A 24,045-nucleotide genomic window follows, 5' to 3' on the forward strand; every position below is an offset into this window, starting at 1 on the left:
CCGACCCCTCCCCGCAAGGGGGAGGGGAGGTCCGGCACCGTGCTTGATACACCAGTCGCAGTTAGTTCGTCCGCTCTACCCCCGTTACTCGGGGGCGCTCGCGTCAGCGAGCGACCCCGGAATCTCGAGGTGACGGAAAAGAACCGGTGCGCAACAACTTCTGGATTCCGGGTTCGCGCCTTTCACGCGCGCCCCGGGATGACCGAGGTTGTTACTTGTAAATATCCTTGTACGTTTCCCGCAGCACGTTCTTCTGCACCTTGCCCATCGTATTTCGCGGCAGGTCGTCGACGAAGATCACCTTCTTGGGCATCTTGAACTTGGCGATCTGGCCGTCGAGGCTCTTGATTACCTGCGACTCGTCGATCGGCGCACCCTTGGTACGCACCACCACGGCGGTGACGCCTTCGCCGAAATCGGCATGCGGGACGCCGATCACGGCGGATTCGACCACGCCCGGCATGGCGTCGATCTCGCTTTCGATTTCCTTCGGATAGACGTTGAAACCGCCGGTGATCACCAGATCCTTGCCGCGGCCGAGGATGTGGACGTAGCCGCGCTCGTCGATCTTGCCGAGGTCGCCGGTGATGAAGAAGCCGTCGTCGCGAAACTCGGACTTGGTCTTCTCCGGCATCCGCCAATAGCCCTTGAACACGTTGGGGCCCTTCACCTCGATCATGCCGATCTCGCCGCGCGGCAGCTCCTTGCCGCTCTCCGGATCGGTGACGCGCGCCGACACGCCTGGCAGCGCCGGCCCGACCGCGCCGGGGACGCGCTCGCCGTCATAGGGATTCGACGTGTTCATGTTGGTCTCGGTCATGCCGTAGCGCTCGAGCACGGCGTGGCCGGTGCGCGCCGACCACTCGCGATGCGTATCGGCGAGCAGCGGCGCCGAGCCGGAGATGAACAGCCGCATGTGGCTGGTCGAGTCCTTGGTCAGCCGCGGGCTCTGCAGCAGCCGCGTGTAGAACGTCGGCACGCCCATCAGCACGGTGGCGCGGGCCATCAGGTCGATGATCTTCTCCGGATCGAGCTTGGGCAGGAAGATCATCGAGGCGCGCGCGAACAGCGTCACGTTGCTGGCCACGAACAGTCCGTGCGTATGATAGATCGGCAGCGCGTGGATCAGCACGTCGTCGGCGGTGAAGCGCCAGAAGTCGACCAGCGTCAGCGAGTTCGACGCCAGATTGTCGTGGCTCAGCATCGCGCCCTTGGAGCGGCCGGTGGTACCCGAGGTGTAAAGGATCGCGGCGAGATCGTCGGCGCCGCGCGGCACGGTGGCGAAGTCTTCCTTGGCCTGCGCGGCCGCGTCGGTCAGCGAGCCCTGGCCATCGGCGCCGAGCGTTTCGACGCTGGCGCCGACCTTGGCGGCGATCTCGGTGATGCCGTCACGTTTGCTCGGGTCGCAGACCACCAGCTTCGGCTCGGCGTCGCCGATGAAGTAATCGAGCTCGTGCAGCGTGTAGGCGGTGTTGAGCGGCAGATACACCGCGCCGGCCCGCACCGTCGCCAGATACAGCACCAGCGCTTCGACCGACTTTTCAGTTTGCGCCGCGACGCGGTCGCCCGGCTTCACGCCGCGCGCGGTCAGGACGTTGGCGACGCGGCCGGCGCGTGCCACCAGATCGCCGTAGCTGATCCGGCCGCCGTCTGCGGTCTCGATCGCCAGCTTCGCGGGATTGTCGAGCCCGTCGAACAGGCGGGAAAACAGGTTGGCGCTCATGAGGATGTTCCGTCAGGCTGCGGGAAGGCGCGACTGCAATAACAACAACGCCGATCCCAGCGCAACGGGTGCCGCGGGCACAAGCGGCAAGGAACGCGCGACCGTGCGTTCGGTTTCGCCCTGCGACAAAAAAGAAATCCTGAAACGACGGCCGAAACCTCCCGTAGCTCGGCGCGACAAGGCACTCCGCCAGGCCGCTGCGCCGGCGCGAGCCGGGTCACCAATCACCCGCGTCGTATTGCGGGCCTTTAACCCAACGGGAGACGAGATATGTCCAAGCGAATTGCTTTCCTGTCCGCCGCCGCCCTCAGCGTGCTGGCTCTGAACGCCGTGGTAACCACGCCGGCCTCGGCCGAAGACAAGATGATGAAGAAGAGCGCGATGAGCGGCGACACCGTGATGGTCGGCGGCGCGCCGATGTATCCGTCGAAGAACATCGTCGAGAACGCGGTCAACTCCAAGGATCACACCACGCTGGTCGCCGCCGTGAAGGCCGCCGGCCTCGTCAAGACGCTGGAAAGCAAGGGCCCGTTCACGGTGTTCGCGCCGACCAACGCGGCGTTCGGCAAGCTTCCGCCGGGCATCGTCGACACGCTGGTGAAGCCGGAGAACAAGAAGCAGCTCACCAAGATCCTCACCTACCACGTCGTCCCGGGTAAGCTCGCCGCCGCCGACCTCACCGACGGCAAGAAGCTGACCACCGTGGAAGGCGAGACACTCACGGTGAAGCGCATGGGCGATACGGTGACGCTGGTCGATAGCAAGGGCGGCACCTCGACCGTCACGATCCCGAACGTCAATCAGTCGAACGGCGTGATCCACGTGATCGACACCGTGCTGATGCCGTCCTGATCGTAATATCGGCCGCTCCTATCGTCCCCCGGGAGCGGCCGCACGAAGCGGTCCCCACGCCGCTTCGCGGAGCGCGGGCCGGCCACCGGCTCGCGCTTTCGTGATCGGAAGCGCCGCTCGGCGCTGGCGATCGTGAGGGAGTGGCCGTAACGAGGCGGGGTTATGGTCTGGCAGAGGGCCACCATCTCCGGACCAACCCGTTTCAGGACTGCCATCGATGTCGAGCACGACGATCAGCGATCAGGCCGGCGCCACCGGCGTCGGCACCGCCGCCAGAGTGATTCAACCCGCCTGGGTGCGGATCATGCACTGGATCAATGCGGCCGCGATGATCGCCATGATCCTGTCGGGCTGGCAGATCTACAACGCCTCGCCGCTGTTCGACTTTCAGTTCCAGCGCAACATCACGCTGGGCGGCTGGCTCGGCGGCGGCCTGCTGTGGCACTTCGCGGCGATGTGGGTGCTGGTGATCAACGGCATGCTGTACGTCGTGCTCGGCTTCGCCACCGGCCGCTTTCGCCGCAAGCTGTGGCCGATCTCGCCGCGCGGCGTGCTGACCGATCTCGGCAAGGCCATCAGCTTCCGGCTGTCGCATGCCGACCTCTCCGTCTACAACTACGTGCAGCGGCTGCTGTATGTCGGCATCTTGCTGGTCGGCGTGCTGATCGTGCTGTCCGGCCTGTCGATGTGGAAGCCGGTCCAATTCCAGGCGCTGACGGCGCTGTTCGGCGGCTACGACACCGCGCGCTACGTGCATTTCGGCTCGATGACGGCGATCTGCGCCTTCCTGATCGTGCATATCCTGCTCGCGCTGCTGGTGCCGAAGAGCCTGCGCGCGATGATCATCGGGAGGTAGCCATGCTGCGCATCAAGCAACTGCTGATCCCCGGAGTCGACAAGAAGCTGCTGGTCAAGGACGCCACGGCGATGATGCCGGACGTGACGCGCCGGCGTTTCCTCACCGGCGGCGCCAGCCTCGGCGCACTGACGCTGCTGACCGGCTGCGATGTGGTCGACGGCGCGTCCGCCGAGACGCTGTTGGCCAAGGTGTCGAAATTCAACGACGCGGTGCAGGCGGCGATCTTCAATCCCAACGCGCTGGCGCCGACATATTCAGAGAAGGACATCACCCGGCCGTTTCCATTCAACGCGTTCTACTCGCTGGACGAGGCGCCCGATATCGACGGCAAGGAGTGGGCGCTCGAAGTCACCGGCCTGGTCGAAAATAAGAAAAGCTGGACGCTGGAGGAGCTGAACAAGCTGCCCGAGGTGAGCCAGATCACCAGGCACATCTGCGTCGAAGGCTGGAGCGCGATCGGCTCGTGGAGCGGCACGCCGCTGCGTGATTTCCTCAAGCTGGTCGGCGCCGACACCCGCGCCAAATACGTCTGGTTTCGCTGCGCCGACGATTACACGTCGCCGATCGACATGCCGACCGCGCTGCATCCGCAGACCCAGATCACGTTGAAATACGACGGCCAGGTGCTGCCACGCGCCTACGGTTACCCGATCAAGATCCGCATCCCCACCAAGCTCGGCTTCAAGAACCCCAAATACGTCGTGTCGATGGAAGTTACCAACGACTACAAGGGCGGCTATTGGGAAGATCAGGGCTACAACTCGTTCAGCGGGCTTTAGTCGCCGCCCCACTCCCGCATTCCGGGGCGCGCAGCGCAGCTGCGCGAACCCGAAATCCCGACGTGATGGAAACGAAGCAGCCGCCGAGATTCCGGGTTCGCTCGCTTGCGCGAGCGCCCCGGAATGACTCGCGGAGAGGGCGGTGCCCGCGGCGTGCGAGCAAAATGTTCCACGCGTGCGCCGCGGCTGATCGCGTGTTGGCGGTGTCATCGCCACGGTGATAGCGTCGCGCAGCAAACCACACCGGGAGGGATTGATGATTCGAGCCATGTTGTGCACCGCCGCGCTGATCGGCTTTACCGGCACCGCGCTCGCGGCCGACACTGCGAAGGCGCTGCTGAAGAATGCCGAAGGCGCCGAGATCGGCACCGCGACTCTCACCGAGGGCGCCAAGGGCGTCGCCATCAAGCTGACGCTGAAGGGGCTGCCACCCGGCGAGCACGCCTTTCACATTCACGCGGTCGGCAAGTGCGAGCCGCCGTTCACCTCGGCGGGTGGCCATTTCAATCCGGACAACAAGAAGCACGGCAAGATGGCCGAGGGCGGCGCTCATGCCGGCGACATGCCGAACCTCAACGTCCCGGCTTCGGGTGCGCTCGATGTCGAGATCACCAACGATGCGGTGACGCTCGCCAAGGGCAAGCCGAACTCGGTGTTCAAGGACGGCGGCACTGCGCTGGTGATCCACGCCAAGGCCGACGACTACAAGACCGACCCGGCCGGCAACGCCGGCGACCGCATCGCCTGCGGCGTGATCGAACAGTAACACCCAGGCACGTCATTCCGGGGCACGCGCGATGCGCGTGAACCCGGAATCCCGTGGCGTTCTGCGCTGACCCACGTCACAACAACATCTGGATTCCGGGTTCACTTGCTGCGCAAGCGCCCCGGAATGACTCCCGTGGGGCTAGTGGCGCAGCGGTCGCTGAAATGCCGATAGCAGAGCCCCGAATGCCAGCGTTGCAGCCGACACCGCGAGCGCTGATGACAGCGAACCGATCGCGTCGGTAATGGCGCCGACCACCAGCGGACCGAGCGTCTGGCCGATGCCGAACGAGATCGTCATCGCGGCGATCGCACCCGGCCATTGCGCCTGCGTATAGTTGAAGCGCACGAAGGCGGTGGTCGAGGCCACCACGGCGAAGAACGACACCCCGAATACCAGCGCCGAGATCGCCAGCATCGCGGTCGAGAGCCCGAACAGCGGCAGCGCGGCGCCGATCGCGTTGACGGTCAGGATGATGGTGGTCGACAGCCCGCCGCGATGCAGCGCCATCACCCGCCGCCACACCCAGGGCGTCACGAAGGCGCTGCAGCCGATCAGGCACCAGAACGCGCTCTGCGCCGCCGCCCCGCCGCCGGCATCGCGCACATAGGCGATCATGAACGTCATGTAGGCGATGTAGCCGGCGCCAAACATGAAGTAGCCGGCCAGATAGATCAGCACCGGCCGCACCCGGAAGCTCGCCGGGATCTCGCTGCTCATGGTGGCGTGGCTGTCGAGCGGCGCCAGCAGCAGCGGCAGCGTCATCGCGGCCGCCAGCGCCGCCATCACCAGCCAGCCGAGCCACCACGAGCCCGGCCCCGCCGTCTGCAGCAGAAACGGCGTGATCAGCCCGGACGACAGAATGCCGATGCCGGGCCCGGCATAGAACAGGCTGAGCAGGAATGCCGAGCGCGCCGGCTGCGACTGGGCGATGATGGTCGCCAGCGCGCCGCCGGCCACGAACGCCAGCGCCGCACCGATCCCGGCGATCAGCCGCGCCGCCGACAGCAGCAGGAAATTGCCCGAGGCCGCACACAACGCCAGCGACAGCACACAGGCCAGCGTCCCGGCGCGCACGATCGCCGACAGGCCATAGCGCTGCACCAGCCTCGAGGTGATCAGCGCGCCGGCGAGGTAGCCGGCGGCGTTGATGGTGTTCATGAAACCGGCAGCGGAATACGTCCAGCCCAAGCTGTCCAGCATGTCCGGCAGCAGCAGCGAATAGGCGAAGCGGCCGATCCCGAGGCCGACCGTGGGTGCCAATGACAGGATCAGGATCAGGCGCGCGGCATGGGGCGGCGCCTCGGTGCGGTCGAGCAGGGTCAAGCGTTTCTCCCGCCGCCATAGTGGCAGCGAGTTCGCCGTTTGGGCAACAGAGCCGCTCGCAACACTGTCTTGCCAAGCCCGCAACGGCGCTTTAGCACTCGGCCCGATTTCACAATAGACCCGTCATTGCCGGGCTTGACCCGGCAATCCGTCGTTCTTCGGAAGGAGATGGATGCCCGGGTCGAGCCCGGGCATGACGACTTTCAAGCGATATCGAGGCTCCACATGGCGACGCATAAACTGCTCCTGCTCCCCGGCGACGGCATCGGCACCGAAGTGATGGCCGAAGTCAGCCGGCTGATCGACTGGCTCAACAAGGCCGGCATCGCCACGTTCGAGACCGAGCACGGCCTGGTCGGCGGCGCCGCCTATGACGCCGACAAGGTCGCCATCACCGACGCCACCATGGCGCTGGCGCAGGCTTCCGACGCGGTGATCTTCGGCGCGGTCGGCGGCCCGAAGTGGGACGGCGTGCCCTACGAGGCGCGCCCCGAGGCCGGCCTGCTGCGGCTGCGCAAGGATCTGGCGCTGTTCGCCAATCTCCGCCCTGCGGTGTGCTACCCGGCGCTCGCCGAAGCCTCCAGCCTGAAGCCCGAGGTTGTCGAAGGCCTCGACATCATGATCGTCCGCGAGCTGACCGGCGGCGTGTATTTCGGCGAGCCGAAGATCATCACGGATCTCGGCAACGGCCAGAAGCGCGCGGTCGATACCCAGGTTTACGACACCTACGAGATCGAGCGGATCGGCCGGGTGGCGTTCGACCTTGCCCGCAAGCGCCGCAACAAGGTCACCTCGATGGAGAAGCGCAACGTCATGAAGACGGGCGTGCTCTGGAACGAGGTCATCACCGCCGTGCATCAGCGCGAATACAAGGACGTGCAGCTCGAGCACCAGCTCGCCGATTCCGGCGGCATGAACCTGGTGAAGTGGCCGAAGCAGTTCGACGTCATCGTCACCGACAACCTGTTCGGCGACATGCTGTCCGACATCGCCGCGATGCTGACCGGCTCGCTCGGCATGCTGCCGTCGGCGTCGCTCGGCGAAGTCGATGCCAAGACCGGCAAGCGCAAGGCGATGTACGAGCCGGTGCACGGCTCGGCCCCCGACATCGCCGGCAAGGGTATGGCCAATCCGGTGGCGATGCTGGCCTCGTTCGGCATGGCGCTGCGCTATTCGCTCGACATGGGCGAGCTCGCAGACAAGCTCGACGCCGCCATCGCCGCGGTGCTGGCCAAGGGACTGCGCACCGCCGACATCAAGAGCGAAGGTGCGACCGTGGTGTCGACCAGCCAGATGGGCGAAGCGATCGTCGCTGAACTGCAGGCGCTGCACGGCTAACCTTGTGTCCCGGGCGCGATGCGGCATCCTTATGCCGCTTCGCAGACCCGGGACCCCGGTTTTCCGACGCTGACGCAGTTAAATGCTCGCCGACCGAAGGCACCGGGGCCCCGGATCAGCTGCGCACCACGCCGCGAAGGGCGGCGCGCTGCGCAGCATCCGGGGCACGTGACTCGGGTGAGGACGAGATGGGCGGTTGACCATAAAAAATGCCCGGCCAAGCCGGGCATTTTCGTATCGGGATGTCCTCGTCGCCGGGTCTTGGCGTCGCTCAGTACAGCGGGAATTGCTGCGGGTAGCCGCCGAGATCGGACGGCGGGTTGAGCGGGGCGCGGTCGAGCGGGCGCTGGGCGTTCTCGCGGGCGAAGGAGTAGCCCGGCGGGAAGGCGTAATCGCTGAACTTGCGGTCGCCCGGCAGCACTTCGGTGCCGGCGTCGAGCCAGGAGCGCTTGGTGATGTAGACGCGGGTGCGCGGGCCCGACTGGTACGACACGTTCGGGCCGCGGTCGCCGTAGCGGATCTGGTCGTTGGTCCGGTACACGCGCTTCTTGGTGGTCTGCTGCGCGTCCGCGGAGGAGATGCCGGTCGCGATCACGGCTGCCGTCGCGAGCAGCACCGCAAACGTCTTGGCGGCATTCAGTTTCAGGGTCATCGGGTCCTCATCGGCAGACGCATTGCGAATTACGCCTCTTTGTAGCCGCGCCTGTGGCACCGCCACAAGGTCAATCCGGCAACACCGCGCGCAATAATGCAATCCCGACCTTGCCAGAATGTTGCATCGATTCCAGCGCCTTAACGATTCTAGCGAATCACTGTCACAAGGCGCCGCGCAGCCCGAGCTTCGCTGGAGCGCTGCCGGCTTGGCCGACTGTCGTGCTGCCCGGATTGTCCTTGCGGCCGTCATCGGGATGCCGGAGGATTTCCGGCGTGCTGATGCCGGCCAGATCGATCCGGATCGCGGGTCCGTCGCGGACGGCCGAAATCGCCGCGTCGGTCAGCGGGGCTGCGACGTAGATCACCGCCAGGCCGATCAGTGCCAGTACGCCCGCATAGGCCAGCACGCCCAGCAGGGTGTCGCGGCACTCCGCCGCGAAGCCGCGCAGGGCGGGATGAATCCGCTGCGGGGTGGTCCGGACGGCCGGAGGCGGTCGCATCGGCAGGATTCCTGGACGGAATGAGACTCGGACGACGGCAAGGCCTGCGCAGAGCAGGTATCAAGTTGTGTTGCGGGCGTTTCTCGCATAGAAGCGCTGGCTTCTCCTTTCCGCGTCAGAGCGCGGCAGGCGAATTTCTTCGGAGAGTCAACGATGGGTTACAAAGTCGCGGTGGTCGGTGTGACCGGCAATGTCGGACGCGAAATGCTCGGCATTCTGGACGAGCGCAAGTTCCCGGCGGACGAAGTGGTGGCGCTGGCGTCGCGCCGCTCGGTCGGCGTCGAGGTGAGCTACGGCGACAAGACCCTGAAATGCAAGGCGCTGGAGCACTACGACTTCAGCGACGTCGACATCTGCCTGATGTCGGCGGGCGGCGAAGTGTCGAAGGAATGGTCGCCCAAGATCGGCGCTCAGGGCGCGGTCGTGATCGACAATTCGTCGGCGTGGCGGATGGATCCGGACGTGCCGCTGATCGTGCCGGAAGTGAACGCCGCGGCCGCTGCCGGCTTCACCAAGAAGAACATCATCGCCAATCCGAACTGCTCGACCGCGCAGCTCGTAGTGGCGCTGAAGCCGCTGCACGACCACGCCAAGATCAAGCGCGTGGTGGTGTCGACCTATCAGTCGGTGTCGGGCGCCGGCAAGGATGCGATGGACGAGCTGTTCTCGCAGACCAAGGCCGTCTACACCAACGACGAGCTGGTGAATAAGAAATTCCCCAAGCGGATCGCCTTCAACCTCATCCCGCAGATCGACGTCTTCATGGAAGACGGCTTTACCAAGGAAGAGTGGAAGATGGTGGTCGAGACCAAGAAGATTCTCGATCCGAAGATCAAGCTCACCGCCACCTGCGTGCGGGTGCCGGTGTTCGTCAGCCATTCGGAATCGGTCAACGTCGAGTTCGAGAATCCGATCACTGCCGACGAAGCGCGGAGCATCCTGCGCAACGCGCCGGGCTGCCTGGTGATCGACAAGCACGAGCCGGGCGGCTACGTCACGCCGTATGAAGCCGCCGGTGAGGACGCCACCTACATCAGCCGCATCCGCGAGGACGGCACGGTGGAGAACGGGCTGGCGTTCTGGTGCGTCTCCGACAACCTCCGCAAGGGCGCGGCGCTGAACGCGATCCAGATCGCCGAAGTGCTGATCAACCGCAAGCTGATCACCGCGAAGAAGAAAGCGGCGTGATTGACAACATCGTAGGGTGGGCAAAGCGCGCAGCGCGTGCCCACCTGTACGCTGCTTGGTAACAGCGCGTGGGCACGCTTCGCTGTGCCCACCCTACGCATCCCCACATCCAGCGTCATTGCCGGGCTTGACCCGGCAATCCATCTACTTCGTGAGACTGTTACAGCGCTGACGCGCGCGATGGATGCGCGGGTCAGGCCCGCGCATGACGAGCTTTGTTACTTCGCCACGCCGGCCTTCTCGCGTAGCGCATCGATGCGCTTCGAGGCTTCGGCCTTGGTGAGGTCGTCCTGATAAGCGTCCGGATCGTGCGCCTGTTCGCTCAGCGTCTTGAGATACGACGCCTGGGCGCCGGTCATCGGCTCGTCGCCGCTGACCCAGTCGTCCGGATCCTTCTCGGTGTTCGAAGCGGTCGTGGTCTTGGGATTGTCCATCGCGGAGCTCCTGCGTTTCGTCACCAACGCACGAAGTTCATGCTCCGTTCCGACTAACACCAAGCCGTCATGCCCGGGCTCGTCCCGGCCATGACGATGGTTTGGGAGGGGAGACCGCGAACTACACCACCTTCACGGCGGGGACGAACTTCTTGGTCTCCTGATCGAGCACGAACAGGTCGCCGGCGGCGACGCCGAAATAAGCGCCGTGAAGCTGGATCTTGCCGCGCTCGACCTGGATCTTGATGCACGGGAACGTCATCAGGTTTTCGAGGCTGCGCAGCACCGCGGCCTTTTCGATCCGGGTGATGAAGTCCTGCATGGTCTCGTGGTCGCGCTGCTCGACCACTTCGCCCGGCTTGGCGAACATCGACATCCAGCGGCCGATGAAGTCGCTCGGCGTCAGCGGCGCAGGCTTCTCGACGAAGGCGCGGATACCGCCGCATTGCGCGTGGCCGAGCACCACGATGTGCTTCACCTTCAGCACCTGCACGGCGAATTCGAGTGCCGCCGACACGCCGTGCGCGCCGCCATCGGGCTCGTACACCGGCACCAGATTGGCGACGTTCCGCACCACGAACATTTCGCCCGGACCGGCATCGAAGATCACTTCGGGCGACACGCGCGAATCGCAGCAACCGATCAGCATGACCTCGGGCGACTGGCCGCGCTCGGATAGTTCGCGGTAGCGCGACTGTTCGGTCGGCAGCCGCTGGGCGCGGAACGCTTCGTATCCGGAGATCAGGGAGGTCGGGAAGGAGGCCATCGGCGCGGTCTCTCTGTGGCTGGAGAATCGTGAGGGTGCGAACGTTGCGCGGATGCGGGAATGTGATGCGACCAGGATACGCGCGCGCCTGATGCCGCAGGGATAATCACAGGATGCGGCGACGAACAAGCCTTCCGGCGCCGGCACTGAAATGTTATCGGCTCGGGTGATTTTCCTATTTGTGGAGGCCCTCCGATGATCCGACCGCGCCGCAGCCTGCTGTTCATGCCGGGATCAAATGCGCGCGCGCTGGAGAAGGCCCGGCTGCTGCCGGCCGACGGCCTGATCCTCGATCTCGAGGATGCAGTGGCGCCGGACGCCAAGGCGCAGGCGCGCGAGCAGATCGCCGCCGCGGTGTCTGCCGGGGGCTACGGCCATCGCGAAGTGCTGGTGCGGATCAACGCGCTGGATTCGCCGTGGTGGCAGGACGACATGGCGATGGCCGCCAAGGTGAAGCCCGACGGCATTCTGGTGCCGAAGGTGTCGAGCATCGAAGACATTGCCACGATCACGGCGCAGCTCACCGCGCTGAAGGCCGATCCGGCGATCCGGGTCTGGATCATGATCGAGACCGCGCGCGGCGTGCTGCATGCCGAGGAATTGGCCGCGCAGGCACAGAACCCCGAAAACCGGCTGGCCGGCTTCGTGTTCGGCCCCAACGACATCTCGCGCGAGACCGGCATCCGGATGCTGCCGGGACGTTCCACCATGCTGCCGATGATGCTGAACTGCGTGCTGGCCGCGCGCGTCCACGGCCTGGTGGCGCTCGACGGGCCCTACAGCGACATCGCCAATACCGACGGCCTTGGTGCCGAATGTGCCCAGGCGCGCGATCTCGGCTTCGACGGCAAGACGCTGATCCATCCCGGCCAGATCGACGCCTGCAACGCCGCCTTCACGCCGCCGCCGGACGATGTCGCCCAGGCCCGCGCCATCCTCACGGCGTTCGATCGCCCGGAAAATCAGGGCCGCGGCGCGATCCAGCTCGACGGCCGCATGGTCGAGCGCCTGCACGCCGAGATCGCCAAGAAGACGATCGCGATCGCCGACGCGATCGAACGGGCGGGGAAGTAGGCGGACCGCGGAGCGAGCCCCGTCACGCCAGCGCTAGCATCGGGCCAGACCCACGCACGTCATTCCGGGGCGCGCGCGCAGCGCGCGAACCCGGAATGACTGCGGTGATAGGAATCGCGAAGGTGCCCCGATTGCAGCCTGCTCCCTCGCCCCGCTCTTGCGGGGAGAGGGGTGGGGTGAGGGGCGACGCGGGCACTGAGTCTCGGCCGCGTGGAGGCGCCCCCTCACCCGGATCATCGCTGGGCGCTGATCCGACCTCTCCCCGCGCGCGGGGAGAGGTGAAAGAGGTTACGCCCAGGCGCGCTCGGTCTTCAGCTTCTCTTCGTAGCTGTCGATTGACGACTTCTTCTCGAGCGTCAGGCCGATGTCGTCGAGGCCGTTGATCAAGCAGTGCTTGCGGAACGGGTCGATCTCGAACTTGATCGTGCCGCCGTCCGGGCCGCGGATCTCCTGCGCCGGCAGGTCGATCGTCACGGTGGCGTTGGCGCCGCGCTCGGCGTCGTCGAACAGCTTGTCGAGGTCTTCCTGCGACACGCGGATCGGCAGAATGCCGTTCTTGAAGCAGTTGTTGTAAAAGATGTCGCCGAACGAGGTCGAGATCACGCAGCGGATGCCGAAATCGAGCAGCGCCCACGGCGCGTGCTCGCGGCTCGAGCCGCAGCCGAAATTGTCGCCGGCCACCAGGATCGACGCCTTGCGATAGGCCGGCTTGTTCAGCACGAAATCCGGGTTCTCGCTGCCGTCGTCCTTGTAGCGCTGCTCGGAGAACAGGCCCTTGCCGAGGCCGGTGCGCTTGATGGTCTTCAGGTACTGCTTCGGAATGATCATGTCGGTGTCGACATTGATGATCTTCAGCGGCGCCGCGACGCCTTCCAGCGTGGTGAACTTGTCCATGGCGATTTTCCCAGATTGAGGCCGGGTTTTAGCTGGCTAGGGCCGGCGTTCCAAGGCGTTTGTTGCGCAGATCGCCCTGCGCGGGCCTCAGTCCTCGCCCTGCGCCTCGATGGCTTCCATGTCGGCATCCGACAGGCCGAAATGGTGGCCGATTTCGTGGATCAGGACGTGGCGGATGATGTCGCCGAGCGTGTCGTCGTGGTCGGCCCAATAGTCGAGGATCGGCCGGCGATACAGCCAGATCATGTTGGGCATCGGGGCGATGTCCTGGCTCGACTGCTGCGGCAGCCCGATGCCCTGGAACAGGCCGAGCAGGTCGAACTCGGTCTGCACCTGCATCTCGTCCATCACCTCGTCGGTCGGGAAATCGTCGACGCGGATGATCACGCCCTCGCACAGCGTGCGGAATTCGTGCGGCAGCTTGCCATAGACGTCGTGGGCCATCTGTTCGAAGTCGTCGAGCGAGGGCGCTTTGGCGGAGGTCCACATCCGCGTCTTGTAGGGGATGACCGGCGTTTCGGCAAAGGCGGCAAACGGTTGCGGTTGACGCCGGCAGCCTGATCGGGGACGGTGCCGGCGAAGATCGAGGGATGGGGCGGGCGATGATCGGACGGATGACCATAGCGGGTCTGGCGGCGGTGATGCTGCTGGCGCAGGCTCCGCAAGCGGCGCAGGCCCAGTCCCGGACCCAGGCTGCGACGTCTGCCTCGGCCGCCACCACTGACGTCTCGGCGCAGCAGCGCCGCAAGCCGCGGCGACTGCGGATCTATCCCCGGCCCGCGGCCGGCGACGACGTCTATCCGCGCTTCAATCCCGGTCCGAATGCGGTGCGCGAATGCACCGCCACCTATGTGCAGGAATATCGGCCGAGCGGAACCGTGATCACGCCGCGCATGAACTGCTTCTGGCGCCGCGGCTGAGCCTCTCTATCGGCGGGAGCGATCGGCACGGCTGATCAGACCTGCCACTACCCCGGCCGCCATCGATCCGTAAACCATGAACGCCATCGCGGTATCGACCGGCTCGCCGGCGGCCGTCGTTGCGATGGCAGGTGATGCTGCTGCGACGTTTGCGCTGAGCGCCACGATGCCGCACGTCGCGATCGCCGAAGCTGCGACGCTTCGTCGCCAGCGGGCCTGCGTCATGTTGGTCTCCTTCGCCAAATGCCAGCAAATACGCGCGAAGCGGCGTTTTGTTTCCCAGCGTGCAGAGTAAAAAGCGCGCGACGCGGAACTACTTGTCGGCCGCGGCATTCATTCGCGCATGCAGACGCATTCACTTTGCGTTCACGTCGTGCGCCTCAGCATGATCACAAGCGGCGCCGGTCGCTCTGCGGATCCGAACTAACAACTCCGCATCATCGGACGAAGCGCATCTCCAACCAAGGAACCTCCATCATGAACCTTCTGAAACTCTCGGGTCTCGCCGCCATCGCGGGTCTGCTGCTGATCGCAGCGCCCGGCGATCGCGCGCAGGCCGCGCCGGTCGCGGCCGCGGGCATCGCCACCAGCGTGCAGCGCGATGTCGTGCCGAACGTGAGCGAAGTGCAGTATCGCCATCACCGTCACGGCTATCGCCATCATCACGGCTACCGGCATCACCCGCGGGTGCACCGCCACTGGCATCGGCCGCACCGTCACTACGGTCATCATCGCCACATCCGTCCGCATCACCGCCACTGGCGCTGATCGCAACGTGTTGTTCAGCAAACAGGCCCGTTCCGCGGGCCTGTTTTTGTTTGGGCCTGTCGCAGGCGGTCGGGCCGCGCTAACATGCGGCGGTCGAGCCGAGGGAGGATCAAGCGATGCGAACCTGGATCTGTGCTGCGGTTGTGGCCGGCGTCCTCGGACTACTCATGCCCATGACGGCGCACGCGTCGAACGACGCGAGCCGCGCCGCGCCGCAGGTCGGCTCTGAGCGTGCGATCACCGATGTCAGCGCTCGGCATCGCGGCCGCCCTCATGCGCAACGCTCGGTGCGCGGCCACAAATATCGCGCCGCTCATCGCCAGCGCGGCGCGCGTGGACCGGTTGCTGGAGCGCAGCCATATGGCGCTCGCCCCGACGGCATGGCGCCGTTCTTTCCATTCGGCTTCGGCGGCTACGGGTTCCAGCCGTCCTGGTAACACGACGCGTAGTTGGCATCTCTGGCCCAACGTAGTTGGGGTGTGCCATTCATGACGCGTTCACGTCCGTCTTCATAGCCTCGTCGTGATCGAAGATCCTTTGTGTCGCATCGCCGGCTCGCGGCGGATCGGAGGACGGATGGCCACAGCAGCAATCGCAGTGAGGCGGGTTCGTTTGCAATTCGTGCGCCGGCTGGGCGTACTCGGCGTGGCAGCGTTTGCCGCCCTGGCTGCGTCGATCGCCGGCGCGCCGCGAGCGCAAGCCTTCGCTCCGGTCACCGCCGGCGCACTGAAGCCGGCCACCGACCGCGCCATCCAGGTGCGCGGCGGGCATGGTGGTGGCCACCACGGCGGCGGCTTTCACGGCGGCCATTTTCATGGCGGCGGCTTTCGTCCGGCGTTTCACGGTGGCGGATTTCATCGCGGCGCATACGGTATCGGCGGCGCCTATCATCATCGCCGGTTTTACGGCGCGCCAAGATTCTACGGCGGTCCGCGGTTCTACGGCCATCGTCCCTACGGCTTCCGCCGGCACTATTACGGCCCCCGCTATTACGGCTTCTACCGTCCGCGCTACTACGCACCGGTGTATTACGGCCCGCGCCGGTTCTGCCGCGTGATCTACACGTACTATGGCCCGCGCCGCGTCTGTCAGTTCCGTCCATGGCGGCATCACTGGCACCGACCGTACTGGCACCATCACCGCCATCATCGTCATTGGCGCGTGTACTGGTAGGACGCAGCCACCAAAACAAACAGGCGCCCGATCGGGCGCCTGTGGTTTGCCATCACACCCTGATCGTCACCGCCGGGCTTGACCCGGCGGTCCATCGTCTCTGAAGGATGGATTGCCGGGTCAAGCCAGGAAATGACGTTGGTACTCGTGCAGCACGCTGTGCTTAGTGCCAGTCCCGGATATCGACGAAGTGACCGGCGATCGCGGCGGCGGCGGCCATCGCGGGGGACACCAGATGGGTGCGGCCCTTGAAGCCCTGGCGGCCTTCGAAGTTGCGGTTCGAGGTCGAGGCGCAGCGCTCTTCCGGCGCCAGCTTGTCGGGGTTCATGGCCAGGCACATCGAGCAGCCCGGCTCGCGCCAGTCGAAGCCGGCCTTGATGAAGATCTTGTCCAGACCTTCCGCTTCAGCCTGCTCCTTCACCAGACCCGAGCCCGGCACGATCATCGCCTTGACGTTGCCGTTGACGGTCTTGCCCTCGGCGACCTTGGCGGCGGCGCGCAGGTCTTCGATGCGGCCGTTGGTGCAGGAGCCGATGAACATCCGGTCGATCTTGATGTCGGTGATCTTGGTGCCCGGCGTCAGGCCCATATAAGCCAGCGCGCGCTCCTTGGAGAGGCGCTTGGCTTCATCGGCGATGTCGGCGGGATTCGGCACCTTGCCGGTGATCGAGATGACGTCCTCGGGGCTGGTGCCCCAGGTCACGATCGGCGGCAGGGCGGCGGCGTCGAGCCGGATCTCATGGTCGAAATGCGCGCCCTCGTCGGAGCGCAGCGTCTCCCAATAGCGCAGCGCCGCGTCCCACATCTCGCCCTTCGGCGCCATCGGACGGCCCTTCAGGAAGTCGTAGGCCTTCTGGTCGGGCGCGATCAGGCCGGCGCGGGCGCCGCCTTCGATCGACATGTTGCAGACCGTCATCCGGCCTTCCATCGACAGCGCGCGGATCGCGTCGCCGGCGTATTCCAGCACGTAGCCGGTGCCGCCTGCAGTGCCGATCTCGCCGATGATCGCCAGGATGATGTCCTTGGCGGTGACGCCGTCCGGCAATGCGCCGTCGACGGTCACGCGCATGTTTTTGGCCTTCTTCTGGATCAGCGTCTGCGTCGCCAGCACATGCTCGACCTCGGACGTGCCGATGCCGTGCGCCAGCGCGCCGAACGCACCGTGCGTCGAGGTGTGGCTGTCGCCGCACACGATGGTGGTGCCGGGCAGGGTGAAGCCCTGCTCCGGGCCGATGACGTGGACGACGCCCTGACGCTTGTCGAATTCGTTGTAATAGGTGACGCCGAAATCGCGCGCGTTCTCGGCGAGCGCGGCGATCTGCTCGGCGCTCTCCGGATCGGGGTTGGGCTTACTGCGATCGCTGGTCGGCACGTTGTGATCGACCACCGCCAGCGTCTTCTCCGGCGCGTGGACCTTGCGGCCGGTGGTGCGCAGGCCTTCGAACGCCTGCGGCGAGGTGACTTCGTGCACCAGATGGCGGTCGATATACAGCAGGCAGGTGCCGTCCTCGGCCTCGTGGACCAGGTGATCGTTCCAGATCTTGTCGTACAGCGTGGTGGGTTTGGCGGACATGATGTCGGTCCTTCAGCAGGATCTTTGAATTGTCGGCGTGAGAGCGTGTGCGCGCGGCGCAGTGCGCCGCCGGCAGGTCAGCTAATCAGCGCGGCGGTGGTAAGCCGGCCGAAGAACCGCCACGGCAAGCGGCTGCGGTCGTCGAGGACGACGCGGGCGAGCCGGAGCGTGGAGCGGTCTGGAAACATTCCATCCATATAGCACGTCGCGGCAGGCCGACAATGTTTCGCGCAGCCGGCCGTTGCGCAACGCAGCCGCAACAAAAAAGCGCGACCCTAAGGCCGCGCTTTCGAATCTCGGATCGATGAAACTGATTACTCGGCGGCGCCGGCAGCGGCGGCCGCAGGACGATCCTGCTTCTTCTCGACGATGCGGGCCGACTTGCCGCGCAGGTTGCGCAGGTAATACAGCTTGGCGCGACGTACCTTGCCGCGGCGCACCACCTTGATCGAGTCGATCATCGGGGACAGCAGCGGGAACACGCGCTCGACGCCCTCGCCATACGAAATCTTGCGCACGGTGAAGCTCTCATTGATGCCCTGGCCGGAGCGGCCGATGCAGACGCCCTCATAGGCCTGCACACGCGAACGCTCGCCTTCGACGACCTTCACGTTGACGATCACGGTGTCACCGGGACCGAACTCCGGAATCGTCTTGCCGGCGGACAGCTTGTCGAACTGCTCTTTTTCGAGCGTCTGGATGAGGTTCATCGGTAATTCTCCATCGGCGGCGCGCCCGACCATCCCGGCGCGGGCTGCGCGAAGATCCATTGTCCTGCCATTGCACGGATTTGCCGGTGCTATACGGCAATCCTGGGGGTTTGTCACCCGTCCGTCTTGTTTTTTGGCGTTTTTCGCGATTCGCTTTTCGGCCCCGTGATTTGCACCGGCCGCAGCGCCCAAAGATCGGGCCTGCGGGCCCTGGTCAGGGCCTCGGATTCCGCCTGCCGCCAAGCCGCGACCTTGGCGTGGTCGCCCGAGGTCAGGATCTCGGGGATCGCACGGCCCTCGAACAGCTGCGGGCGGGTGTATTGCGGATATTCCAGCAGTCCGCTCGAAAAACTCTCTTCGGTCGAGGATTCCAGCTTGCCCATCACCCCGGGCAGCAGGCGGACGCAGGAATCGATCAGCGCCATCGCGGCGATCTCGCCGCCGGACAGCACGTAGTCGCCGATCGAGATTTCCTCGAGCTGGCGGGCGTCGATCACCCGCTGGTCGATGCCCTCGAACCGGCCGCAGACGATCAGCGGGCCGGGTCCGGCCGCGAGCTCCGCCACCCGCGCCTGTGTCAGCGGCCGGCCGCGCGGGCTCATCACGAGGCGGGGACGGTCAGCGGCGGCGTCCACCGCATCGATCGCCGCCGCAAGCACGTCGGCGCGCAGCACCATGCCGGGCCCGCCGCCGGCCGGCGTGTCGTCGACGCTGCGGTGCCGGTCGGTGGCCGAATCCCTGATATCCCGCGCCTCCAGCCCCCACAGTCCCGACGCCAGCGCCCGCCCCGCCAGGCTGACGCCGAGCGGGCCGGGAAACATCTCCGGAAACAAGGTGAGAACGGTGGCGCGCCACATCGGGGCAGTCCGTGAGTTGTGCAGGCTCGCTGCAAACGAAGCGTCATGCGCGGGCTCGACCCGCGCATCCATCATCTTCGCAAGACGATGGATCGCCGGGTCAAGCCCGGCGATGACGCGAGAGCTAAATGTGTAGCACCGTGCCCCGGACAAAGCGCAGCGCGCCGAAGGCGGGATGCGCTGCAGATCCGGGGCCCCGGTTTGTTGTTTGGGCAGTTAAGAAAGTAACCGGGGTCCCGGATCTGCGAAGCAGCACTACCTGCTGCATCGCGTCCGGGACACGGGAGTTTGCGAAGCTTACGCCTCCGGATGGTTCGGCGTGTCGCCTTCGATTTCGCTCGGCGGTTCGACGATCACCCGCCCGGCCTGCAAATCGACGGTTGGCACCACCGCATTGGTGAATGGCAGCAGCAGCGTCGGGCCCGAGGGCGGCGCGATCTCGATGATGTCGCCGGCGCCGAAATCGTGCATCGCCACCACGCGGCCGAGCGGCTCGCCGGCGACCGTGACCGCCGCGAGGCCGATCAGGTCGGCGTGGTAGTACTCATCGTCATCGGTCGGCGGCAGCGCATCGCGCGGCACGTAGAGTTCGAGGCCGTTGAGGCGTTCGGCGTCGTCGCGCGTGGTGACGCCCTTCAGCGTCACCACCAGATGATCCTTGGCCTCGCGCGCGGTCGCGATCTCGAACGCGCGCGCGCCGTCTTTGGTGGCGAGCGGCCCGTAATCAGCGACGGCGAACGGATCGGCGGTGAAGCTCCACAGCCGCACCGCGCCGCGCACGCCGTGCGGCGCGCCGATGCGCGCGACGCAGACTTGCCGGGCGTCGGAGGTCGGCCCGGATGCCATGAGGCCGGCTTACTTGCCGGCTTCGGCGGCCTTGCGCTCCTTGCGCGGCACCGCCTTCTCGGGGTTGTTGCGGGCTTCGCGCTTCTTGACGCCGGCGGTGTCGAGGAAGCGGGCGACGCGATCCGACGGCTGCGCGCCCTTGGCGAGCCAATCCTTGGCCTTGTCGAGGTCGAGCTTGAGGCGGGCTTCGTTGTCCTTGGCCATCAGCGGGTTGAAGTAACCGAGACGCTCGATGAAGCGGCCGTCGCGCGGGAAGCGCGAGTCGGCGACGACGACGTGATAGAACGGACGCTTCTTGGTACCAGCGCGCGCGAGGCGGATGACGACGGACATTGTTGGCTCCTTAGGTGGGGTTCGGTATGTGTTGGATTACTAAGTAGTCAGTTCGTCATTCCGGGGCGCGCGTAGCGCGAGCCCGGAATGACAGAAGAGAGGTCAGTGAGCGGCGGAAGCTCATTTCTTCTTCCCGAACAGGCCGCCGAGACCCGGCAGGGTCGGCTTGCCAGGGAGGCCGGTGAGGCCGGGCAGATTGGGCAGGCCGCCGCGCAGGCTGGCGGGAAGGTCCTTGGGCAGCTCGGGAAGACCGCCAAGCAGGCCACCGCCTTCGGCCTGCATCTTCTCCTGCATCGCCTTGATTTCGTCCGGAGACGGCATGCCGCCGCCAAAACCCATCGCCTTGGCGAGGCCGGCCATCGGGCCGCCCTTGCCGCGGCTCACGGCCTTCATCATGTCGGCCATGTTGCGATGCATCTTCAAGAGCTTGTTGACGTCCTCGACCTTGATGCCGGCGCGGGCGGCGATGCGCTTCTTGCGGCTGGCCTTGAGGATGTCGGGGTTCTTGCGCTCCTCGCGGGTCATCGAATCGATGATCGCGACCTGGCGCTTGAGGATCTTGTCGTCGATGCCGGCGGCGGCGATCTGATTCTTCATCTTGGAGATGCCGGGCATCATCCCCATCAGCCCGCCGATGCCGCCCATCTTGGACATCTGCTGCAGCTGTTCGCGCATGTCGGCGAGGTCGAACTTGCCCTTGCGCATCTTCTCGGCGACGGCCGCGGCCTTCTCGGCGTCGAGCGTCGAGGCGGCCTTCTCCACCAACGAGACGATGTCGCCCATGCCGAGGATGCGGCCGGCGATGCGGCTGGGGTGAAAGTCCTCCAGCGCGTCGGTCTTTTCCCCGGTGCCCATCAGCTTGATCGGCTTGCCGGTCACGGCGCGCATCGACAGCGCCGCGCCGCCGCGGCCGTCGCCGTCGATACGGGTCAGCACGATGCCGGTGAGGCCGACGCGCTGATCGAAGGCGCGGGCGAGGTTGACGGCGTCCTGGCCGGTCAAGCTATCCGCGACCAGCAGCACTTCGTGCGGATTGGCGGCGGCTTTGATGTCGGCCGCCTCGCTCATCATGTCTTCGTCGAGCGTGGTGCGGCCGGCGGTGTCGAGCAGCACGACGTCGTAGCCGCCGAGCTTGCCGGCTTCCATCGCGCGGCGCGCGATATCCGGCGGCTTCTGGCCGGCGACGATCGGCAGCGTATCGATCTGCAGATCGCGGCCCAGCACTGCGAGCTGCTCCATGGCGGCCGGGCGATAGACGTCGAGCGAGGCCATCAGCACCTTGCGCTTGTCGCGCTCGGTCATCCGGCGCGCCAGCTTGGCGGTGGTGGTGGTCTTGCCGGAGCCCTGCAGGCCGACCATCATGATCGGCACCGGCGGCACGGCGTTGAGGTCGATCGCCTGGCTTTCGGAGCCGAGCATGGCGATCAGTTCGTCATTGACGATCTTGACCACCATCTGGCCGGGCTTGACCGACTTGACCACGGTGGCGCCGATCGCCTGCTCGCGGACCTTGTCGGTGAACGAGCGCACCACTTCGAGCGCGACGTCGGCCTCCAGCAGCGCGCGGCGGATCTCGCGCATCGCCGCATCGACATCGGCCTCGCTGAGCGCACCGCGCCCGGTCAGCCGATCGAGAATGCCACCCAGCTTTTCCGACAGATTGTCGAACATCGGCCCAATTCCAGCGGCGGCCTTTCGGTGAAAGGCCTACAGAAGCAAACACTTATGGCGCCCGAGGGCGCATCGCGCTGTCGGGCGTTGACCTCCGGCCTCCAGGACCGGTCGGCGGATCGAAAAGAAGACTTTCCGAGATTTCGCCGGCATCTAGACGCGACACTGCTCGGAAGTCAAGAATTGCGGCGTTTTGTGCTTTTGCAGGGTCTGCCGAAACAACGGAAAATTGCTATATATCGGCGACTTAACAAAGGTCGCAGGTCATGAAGCACGTCAGCCTGGCGGATGCGCGGGCCAACATCACGGAGCTGCTCGACGAAGTCGAGCGCGGCGAGACAGTGACGATCAGCCGCGAGGGGGCGAGGTCGGTTGAGTTGGCCCCTCCGTTTGACGAAAGCCGCCGGGAGGATGCCCGGCGAGCAATCGAAGAACTGAAGGAACTGCGCAAGAAGTCTGGGCCGGCGACCGCGGAAGAGATTATCGCTTGGCGTGACGAAGGTCGTCGCCTCTAAATGCGCTTCGTACTCGATGCCTCGGTCGCGGCGGCCTATTGTTTCGACGATGAGGATGAACCCGTCGCCGATGCAGCGTTTGCGCGACTCCAAGGTAGCGCAACCGCTGTGGCACCCGCGCTGTTCTGGTTTGAACTGCGGAATACCTTATTGGTCGGATCGAGGCGAGGACGCATCGACAATCTGCAGATCCAGCGCGTACTGGAGCGCATCAATCGCGCGGCCATCACATTCGATCGCCTTCCATCATCGTCGAATGCGCTGTTCGAACTGGCCCAGCGCCATCGCCTGACGTTCTACGACGCCGCCTATCTCGAACTCGCGCAGCGCGAGGGGATTGAGCTGGCGACGCTCGATGCCGCGCTGATCCGGGCTGCGGAGGCCGAAGGCGTCGGGCTGGTTGGCGCATGACTGTATGACGCTGATCACCCGTCGCCGCCTGCTGGCGAGCCTCGCCGGCCTTGCGGCCACTGCCGGTCTGTCCTCCTTCTGGGTATCCCGCATGACCTCCTCCAAAGGCCCGATCACCGATCATTTCGACGGTGAGCGCTTCTTCGATCGCGACGGCGTGCCGCCGAAGGGCTGGATGGACGTGCTGCGCTGGCGGTTCACCACCAAGCCGGCGAAGTGGCCCGACTGGGTGCCGAACGTCGCCGCGGACGTTCCGCCGCCGCAGGTGACCGGCGCGACGGCGCGGCTGAGTTACGTCGGCCATGCCAGCTGGTTGCTGCAGACCGGCGGGCTCAACATCCTGATCGATCCGGTATGGTCGGAGCGGGTGTCGCCGGTGAGTTTCGCGGGCCCGAAACGCCACAACGATCCCGGCATCGCCTTCGACAAGTTGCCGAAGATCGACATCGTGCTGGTGTCGCACGGCCATTACGACCATCTCGATCTGGCGACGCTGTCGCGGCTCGCCGCGCGGCATGCGCCCCGGGTGATCACGCCGCTCGGCAACGATTTCACCATGGCGTCGCACGACAAGGCGATCCGCGCCGAAGCCTACGACTGGAGCGACCGCGTCGTGCTCGGTGACGGCGTCGCGGTGACGCTGGTGCCGACCCGGCATTGGACGGCGCGTGGCCCGTTCGACCGCAATCGCGCCCTATGGGCGAGCTTCGTGCTGGAGACGCCAGCCGGCAAGATCTACGTCGTCTGCGATTCCGGTTACGGCGAGGGCAAGCACTTCCGCAATGTCGGCGCCGCGCATGGCCCGCTGCGGCTGGCGATCCTGCCGATCGGCGCCTACGAGCCGCGCTGGTTCATGAAGGATCAACACATGAATCCCGCCGACGCTGTGAGGGCGCTGGCGGATTGCGGCGCCGAGCAGGCGCTCGCCAATCATCACTTCACGTTTCAGCTCACCGACGAGGCGATGGATGCGCCGGAGCAGGATCTCGCCGCCGCGCTCGATGCCGCCGCCGTGCCGCGCGAGCGGTTTCGGGTGCTGAAGCCGGGGCAGGTGTTCGAAATTTGATGAGTCTGTAATCGCCGCGGCAGCCTCTCGATTCCGTCATTGCGAGGAG

29 protein-coding genes are annotated in these 24,045 nt (G+C 65.8%); 15 read left to right on the forward strand and 14 right to left on the reverse strand.

What is annotated here, in order from left to right; genetic code table 11:
• Positions 1-211: 211 nt before the first annotated feature.
• Complete coding sequence (locus ACOJTD_RS03205; RefSeq protein WP_420131495.1) at positions 212-1,723, reverse strand: malonate--CoA ligase; 1,512 nt, start codon at positions 1,721-1,723, stop codon at positions 212-214.
• 270 nt (positions 1,724-1,993) lie between these two features.
• Here ACOJTD_RS03205 and ACOJTD_RS03210 point away from each other — a divergent pair, with 270 nt between their 5' ends.
• The 4 genes from ACOJTD_RS03210 (at position 1,994) to ACOJTD_RS03225 (ending at position 4,979) form a co-directional block, all read left to right on the forward strand.
• Positions 1,994-2,575, forward strand: coding sequence for a fasciclin domain-containing protein (locus ACOJTD_RS03210; RefSeq protein WP_420131496.1), 582 nt, complete (start codon positions 1,994-1,996; stop codon positions 2,573-2,575).
• A 217-nt stretch (positions 2,576-2,792) separates the two neighbouring features.
• Positions 2,793-3,431 carry a cytochrome b/b6 domain-containing protein gene (locus ACOJTD_RS03215; RefSeq protein WP_420131497.1) on the forward strand — a complete coding sequence of 213 codons (639 nt, stop codon included), beginning with the start codon at positions 2,793-2,795 and terminating at the stop codon, positions 3,429-3,431.
• A 2-nt stretch (positions 3,432-3,433) separates the two neighbouring features.
• Positions 3,434-4,213: a molybdopterin-dependent oxidoreductase gene (locus tag ACOJTD_RS03220; protein WP_420131498.1), complete on the forward strand. Its 780-nt coding sequence runs from the start codon at positions 3,434-3,436 to the stop codon at positions 4,211-4,213.
• A gap of 256 nt (positions 4,214-4,469) precedes the next feature.
• Complete coding sequence (locus tag ACOJTD_RS03225; protein WP_420131499.1) at positions 4,470-4,979, forward strand: superoxide dismutase family protein; 510 nt, start codon at positions 4,470-4,472, stop codon at positions 4,977-4,979.
• A 141-nt stretch (positions 4,980-5,120) separates the two neighbouring features.
• Here the strand turns inward: ACOJTD_RS03225 and ACOJTD_RS03230 are convergent, their stop codons facing one another.
• Positions 5,121-6,305 (reverse strand): YbfB/YjiJ family MFS transporter, encoded by a 1,185-nt coding sequence (locus tag ACOJTD_RS03230; protein ID WP_420131500.1) that lies wholly within the window; start codon positions 6,303-6,305, stop codon positions 5,121-5,123.
• Between the two features lie 225 nt (positions 6,306-6,530).
• On the opposite strand from ACOJTD_RS03230, the gene leuB reads away from it, so the two are divergent.
• Entirely contained in the window at positions 6,531-7,643 is a 1,113-nt protein-coding gene (gene leuB / locus ACOJTD_RS03235) for a 3-isopropylmalate dehydrogenase (protein WP_420131501.1), read from the forward strand.
• Between the two features lie 271 nt (positions 7,644-7,914).
• Here leuB and ACOJTD_RS03240 read toward each other — a convergent pair whose 3' ends face one another.
• A complete protein-coding gene (locus ACOJTD_RS03240) occupies positions 7,915-8,295 on the reverse strand; it encodes a hypothetical protein (protein ID WP_420131502.1) in 381 nt (126 codons plus the stop codon).
• A 163-nt stretch (positions 8,296-8,458) separates the two neighbouring features.
• Positions 8,459-8,797, reverse strand: a complete 339-nt coding sequence (locus ACOJTD_RS03245) for a hypothetical protein (protein ID WP_420131503.1) — start codon at positions 8,795-8,797, stop codon at positions 8,459-8,461.
• 153 nt (positions 8,798-8,950) lie between these two features.
• On the opposite strand from ACOJTD_RS03245, the gene ACOJTD_RS03250 reads away from it, so the two are divergent.
• Positions 8,951-9,985, forward strand: coding sequence for an aspartate-semialdehyde dehydrogenase (locus tag ACOJTD_RS03250; RefSeq protein WP_420131504.1), 1,035 nt, complete (start codon positions 8,951-8,953; stop codon positions 9,983-9,985).
• A gap of 218 nt (positions 9,986-10,203) precedes the next feature.
• Here the strand turns inward: ACOJTD_RS03250 and ACOJTD_RS03255 are convergent, their stop codons facing one another.
• Together ACOJTD_RS03255 and ACOJTD_RS03260 are read right to left on the reverse strand one after the other, a co-directional pair.
• The gene (locus ACOJTD_RS03255) at positions 10,204-10,419 is read right to left on the reverse strand and encodes a DUF3072 domain-containing protein (RefSeq protein ID WP_054165166.1); all 216 of its coding nucleotides are present in this window, start codon (positions 10,417-10,419) and stop codon (positions 10,204-10,206) included.
• A gap of 121 nt (positions 10,420-10,540) precedes the next feature.
• Positions 10,541-11,185: a carbonic anhydrase gene (locus ACOJTD_RS03260; protein WP_420131505.1), complete on the reverse strand. Its 645-nt coding sequence runs from the start codon at positions 11,183-11,185 to the stop codon at positions 10,541-10,543.
• A gap of 195 nt (positions 11,186-11,380) precedes the next feature.
• On the opposite strand from ACOJTD_RS03260, the gene ACOJTD_RS03265 reads away from it, so the two are divergent.
• Positions 11,381-12,259 (forward strand): HpcH/HpaI aldolase/citrate lyase family protein, encoded by an 879-nt coding sequence (locus tag ACOJTD_RS03265; RefSeq protein ID WP_420131506.1) that lies wholly within the window; start codon positions 11,381-11,383, stop codon positions 12,257-12,259.
• A gap of 288 nt (positions 12,260-12,547) precedes the next feature.
• Here the strand turns inward: ACOJTD_RS03265 and leuD are convergent, their stop codons facing one another.
• Positions 12,548-13,153, reverse strand: a complete 606-nt coding sequence (leuD, locus tag ACOJTD_RS03270; protein ID WP_420131507.1) for a 3-isopropylmalate dehydratase small subunit — start codon at positions 13,151-13,153, stop codon at positions 12,548-12,550.
• Positions 13,154-13,240: 87 nt separating this feature from the next.
• Positions 13,241-13,642 (reverse strand): metallopeptidase family protein, encoded by a 402-nt coding sequence (locus tag ACOJTD_RS03275; protein ID WP_420131508.1) that lies wholly within the window; start codon positions 13,640-13,642, stop codon positions 13,241-13,243.
• Positions 13,643-13,767: 125 nt separating this feature from the next.
• Between ACOJTD_RS03275 and ACOJTD_RS03280 the strand changes: the two genes are divergently transcribed.
• The 5 genes from ACOJTD_RS03280 to ACOJTD_RS03300 all read left to right on the forward strand — a co-directional run bounded on the left by ACOJTD_RS03280 (position 13,768) and on the right by ACOJTD_RS03300 (position 16,014).
• Positions 13,768-14,073: a hypothetical protein gene (locus tag ACOJTD_RS03280; RefSeq protein ID WP_420131509.1), complete on the forward strand. Its 306-nt coding sequence runs from the start codon at positions 13,768-13,770 to the stop codon at positions 14,071-14,073.
• Positions 14,074-14,149: 76 nt separating this feature from the next.
• Positions 14,150-14,368, forward strand: a complete 219-nt coding sequence (locus ACOJTD_RS03285) for a hypothetical protein (protein ID WP_420131510.1) — start codon at positions 14,150-14,152, stop codon at positions 14,366-14,368.
• 182 nt (positions 14,369-14,550) lie between these two features.
• Positions 14,551-14,841, forward strand: coding sequence for a hypothetical protein (locus ACOJTD_RS03290; RefSeq protein ID WP_420131511.1), 291 nt, complete (start codon positions 14,551-14,553; stop codon positions 14,839-14,841).
• Positions 14,842-15,008: 167 nt separating this feature from the next.
• Entirely contained in the window at positions 15,009-15,278 is a 270-nt protein-coding gene (locus tag ACOJTD_RS03295; protein WP_420131512.1) for a hypothetical protein, read from the forward strand.
• Between the two features lie 139 nt (positions 15,279-15,417).
• A complete protein-coding gene (locus tag ACOJTD_RS03300) occupies positions 15,418-16,014 on the forward strand; it encodes a hypothetical protein (protein WP_420131513.1) in 597 nt (198 codons plus the stop codon).
• Between the two features lie 163 nt (positions 16,015-16,177).
• Here the strand turns inward: ACOJTD_RS03300 and leuC are convergent, their stop codons facing one another.
• From leuC to ffh, 6 genes are all read right to left on the reverse strand, one after another.
• A complete protein-coding gene (leuC, locus tag ACOJTD_RS03305; protein ID WP_420131514.1) occupies positions 16,178-17,587 on the reverse strand; it encodes a 3-isopropylmalate dehydratase large subunit in 1,410 nt (469 codons plus the stop codon).
• Between the two features lie 314 nt (positions 17,588-17,901).
• Positions 17,902-18,297 carry a 50S ribosomal protein L19 gene (gene rplS / locus ACOJTD_RS03310; RefSeq protein WP_420131515.1) on the reverse strand — a complete coding sequence of 132 codons (396 nt, stop codon included), beginning with the start codon at positions 18,295-18,297 and terminating at the stop codon, positions 17,902-17,904.
• Positions 18,298-18,410: 113 nt separating this feature from the next.
• Positions 18,411-19,154, reverse strand: a complete 744-nt coding sequence (gene trmD / locus ACOJTD_RS03315) for a tRNA (guanosine(37)-N1)-methyltransferase TrmD (RefSeq protein WP_420131516.1) — start codon at positions 19,152-19,154, stop codon at positions 18,411-18,413.
• A 297-nt stretch (positions 19,155-19,451) separates the two neighbouring features.
• The gene (gene rimM / locus ACOJTD_RS03320; protein ID WP_420131517.1) at positions 19,452-20,000 is read right to left on the reverse strand and encodes a ribosome maturation factor RimM; all 549 of its coding nucleotides are present in this window, start codon (positions 19,998-20,000) and stop codon (positions 19,452-19,454) included.
• A 9-nt stretch (positions 20,001-20,009) separates the two neighbouring features.
• Positions 20,010-20,333 carry a 30S ribosomal protein S16 gene (gene rpsP / locus ACOJTD_RS03325; RefSeq protein ID WP_420131518.1) on the reverse strand — a complete coding sequence of 108 codons (324 nt, stop codon included), beginning with the start codon at positions 20,331-20,333 and terminating at the stop codon, positions 20,010-20,012.
• 120 nt (positions 20,334-20,453) lie between these two features.
• Positions 20,454-22,004 carry a signal recognition particle protein gene (ffh, locus tag ACOJTD_RS03330; RefSeq protein WP_420131519.1) on the reverse strand — a complete coding sequence of 517 codons (1,551 nt, stop codon included), beginning with the start codon at positions 22,002-22,004 and terminating at the stop codon, positions 20,454-20,456.
• A gap of 266 nt (positions 22,005-22,270) precedes the next feature.
• Here ffh and ACOJTD_RS03335 point away from each other — a divergent pair, with 266 nt between their 5' ends.
• The 3 genes from ACOJTD_RS03335 to ACOJTD_RS03345 are packed head-to-tail and all read left to right on the forward strand — an operon-like array spanning position 22,271 to position 23,996.
• Positions 22,271-22,519, forward strand: coding sequence for a type II toxin-antitoxin system Phd/YefM family antitoxin (locus ACOJTD_RS03335; RefSeq protein WP_420131520.1), 249 nt, complete (start codon positions 22,271-22,273; stop codon positions 22,517-22,519).
• A complete protein-coding gene (locus tag ACOJTD_RS03340) occupies positions 22,520-22,930 on the forward strand; it encodes a type II toxin-antitoxin system VapC family toxin (RefSeq protein WP_420131521.1) in 411 nt (136 codons plus the stop codon).
• A 4-nt stretch (positions 22,931-22,934) separates the two neighbouring features.
• Positions 22,935-23,996, forward strand: a complete 1,062-nt coding sequence (locus ACOJTD_RS03345; protein ID WP_420131522.1) for an MBL fold metallo-hydrolase — start codon at positions 22,935-22,937, stop codon at positions 23,994-23,996.
• Positions 23,997-24,045 lie beyond the last annotated feature (49 nt).

The organism is Rhodopseudomonas sp. (assembly GCF_048594845.1).
In the GTDB taxonomy this organism is placed as follows: Bacteria; Pseudomonadota; Alphaproteobacteria; order Rhizobiales; family Xanthobacteraceae; genus Rhodopseudomonas.

Coding starts and splice junctions, on each gene's coding strand:
- trmD (WP_420131516.1), bottom strand. CDS start 19,154: ATGTGGCGCGCCACCGTTCTCACCTTGTTTCCGGAGATGTTTCCCGGC.
- leuC (WP_420131514.1), bottom strand. CDS start 17,587: ATGTCCGCCAAACCCACCACGCTGTACGACAAGATCTGGAACGATCAC.
- ACOJTD_RS03250 (WP_420131504.1), top strand. CDS start 8,951: ATGGGTTACAAAGTCGCGGTGGTCGGTGTGACCGGCAATGTCGGACGC.
- ACOJTD_RS03205 (WP_420131495.1), bottom strand. CDS start 1,723: ATGAGCGCCAACCTGTTTTCCCGCCTGTTCGACGGGCTCGACAATCCC.
- ACOJTD_RS03265 (WP_420131506.1), top strand. CDS start 11,381: ATGATCCGACCGCGCCGCAGCCTGCTGTTCATGCCGGGATCAAATGCG.
- rplS (WP_420131515.1), bottom strand. CDS start 18,297: ATGAACCTCATCCAGACGCTCGAAAAAGAGCAGTTCGACAAGCTGTCC.
- ACOJTD_RS03245 (WP_420131503.1), bottom strand. CDS start 8,797: ATGCGACCGCCTCCGGCCGTCCGGACCACCCCGCAGCGGATTCATCCC.
- rpsP (WP_420131518.1), bottom strand. CDS start 20,333: ATGTCCGTCGTCATCCGCCTCGCGCGCGCTGGTACCAAGAAGCGTCCG.
- leuD (WP_420131507.1), bottom strand. CDS start 13,153: ATGGACAAGTTCACCACGCTGGAAGGCGTCGCGGCGCCGCTGAAGATC.
- ACOJTD_RS03335 (WP_420131520.1), top strand. CDS start 22,271: ATGAAGCACGTCAGCCTGGCGGATGCGCGGGCCAACATCACGGAGCTG.
- ACOJTD_RS03255 (WP_054165166.1), bottom strand. CDS start 10,419: ATGGACAATCCCAAGACCACGACCGCTTCGAACACCGAGAAGGATCCG.
- ACOJTD_RS03290 (WP_420131511.1), top strand. CDS start 14,551: ATGAACCTTCTGAAACTCTCGGGTCTCGCCGCCATCGCGGGTCTGCTG.
- ACOJTD_RS03215 (WP_420131497.1), top strand. CDS start 2,793: ATGTCGAGCACGACGATCAGCGATCAGGCCGGCGCCACCGGCGTCGGC.
- ACOJTD_RS03220 (WP_420131498.1), top strand. CDS start 3,434: ATGCTGCGCATCAAGCAACTGCTGATCCCCGGAGTCGACAAGAAGCTG.
- ACOJTD_RS03285 (WP_420131510.1), top strand. CDS start 14,150: ATGAACGCCATCGCGGTATCGACCGGCTCGCCGGCGGCCGTCGTTGCG.
- ACOJTD_RS03295 (WP_420131512.1), top strand. CDS start 15,009: ATGCCCATGACGGCGCACGCGTCGAACGACGCGAGCCGCGCCGCGCCG.
- ACOJTD_RS03210 (WP_420131496.1), top strand. CDS start 1,994: ATGTCCAAGCGAATTGCTTTCCTGTCCGCCGCCGCCCTCAGCGTGCTG.
- ACOJTD_RS03300 (WP_420131513.1), top strand. CDS start 15,418: ATGGCCACAGCAGCAATCGCAGTGAGGCGGGTTCGTTTGCAATTCGTG.
- rimM (WP_420131517.1), bottom strand. CDS start 20,000: ATGGCATCCGGGCCGACCTCCGACGCCCGGCAAGTCTGCGTCGCGCGC.
- ACOJTD_RS03240 (WP_420131502.1), bottom strand. CDS start 8,295: ATGACCCTGAAACTGAATGCCGCCAAGACGTTTGCGGTGCTGCTCGCG.
- ACOJTD_RS03340 (WP_420131521.1), top strand. CDS start 22,520: ATGCGCTTCGTACTCGATGCCTCGGTCGCGGCGGCCTATTGTTTCGAC.
- ACOJTD_RS03345 (WP_420131522.1), top strand. CDS start 22,935: ATGACGCTGATCACCCGTCGCCGCCTGCTGGCGAGCCTCGCCGGCCTT.
- ACOJTD_RS03275 (WP_420131508.1), bottom strand. CDS start 13,642: ATGTGGACCTCCGCCAAAGCGCCCTCGCTCGACGACTTCGAACAGATG.
- leuB (WP_420131501.1), top strand. CDS start 6,531: ATGGCGACGCATAAACTGCTCCTGCTCCCCGGCGACGGCATCGGCACC.
- ffh (WP_420131519.1), bottom strand. CDS start 22,004: ATGTTCGACAATCTGTCGGAAAAGCTGGGTGGCATTCTCGATCGGCTG.
- ACOJTD_RS03260 (WP_420131505.1), bottom strand. CDS start 11,185: ATGGCCTCCTTCCCGACCTCCCTGATCTCCGGATACGAAGCGTTCCGC.
- ACOJTD_RS03280 (WP_420131509.1), top strand. CDS start 13,768: ATGACCATAGCGGGTCTGGCGGCGGTGATGCTGCTGGCGCAGGCTCCG.
- ACOJTD_RS03225 (WP_420131499.1), top strand. CDS start 4,470: ATGATTCGAGCCATGTTGTGCACCGCCGCGCTGATCGGCTTTACCGGC.